This window comes from Acetobacter fallax (assembly GCF_011516735.1).
Taxonomy (GTDB): Bacteria; Pseudomonadota; Alphaproteobacteria; order Acetobacterales; family Acetobacteraceae; genus Acetobacter; species Acetobacter fallax.
In genome coordinates, this window is sequence record NZ_WOSX01000159.1 from 1 (window position 1) to 558 (window position 558).

1 protein-coding gene is annotated in these 558 nt (G+C 61.1%); it reads right to left on the reverse strand.

Features of this window, described 5'->3' with window-relative positions; all coding sequences use genetic code 11:
• A partial coding sequence (locus GOB85_RS18970; protein WP_173578887.1) for an IS66 family transposase zinc-finger binding domain-containing protein occupies positions 1 to 558 on the reverse strand: 558 nt, incomplete at both ends.

Below are 558 nucleotides of genomic sequence, written 5' to 3' on the forward strand. Positions count from 1 at the left end.
CTGCCTGTTCAGCGGCAGATGCTGGAGATACTTGTCGCACAGAATGCCCGCCAGCAGTTCTGGCCCTGCACGCCCCCGTGAGATCGGGTAGAAAGGCGCTGGTGGCTGGGTAATGCTCTCGCAATCCCGACAGGTGAACTTCTCCCGCACCGTCTGGATGACTTTGAACTGGCGTGGGATCACTTCCAGCGTCTCAGTGATACTTTCGCCCAGTTTGCTCAGGCGCATCCCGCCACAGCACGGACACTGTGTTGGCGCAGGAAGAACCATCCGTTCGCGTGGCAGGTCGGCGGGTAAGGGCTGCCGCCCCCGGTTATTCCGCGGTGCTGTTGCACGGACAGCGAGGTCCGCCGCATTTTCGAACGTGTCTTCGGCTTGCGTTGTTTCCAGCTCCTCCAGCTCAAGTTCCAGCTGGTCCAGCAGGCGCCGTCCCCGTTCCGATGACGTCCCGAAGCGGTCCTGACGCATCCGTGCAATAAGATGTTTAAGATGGGTAATCTGCGCTTCAGCGCTGACTGCTCGGGCTTCAGCGTCTGTGGCCCGGGTTTCGGCAGCACG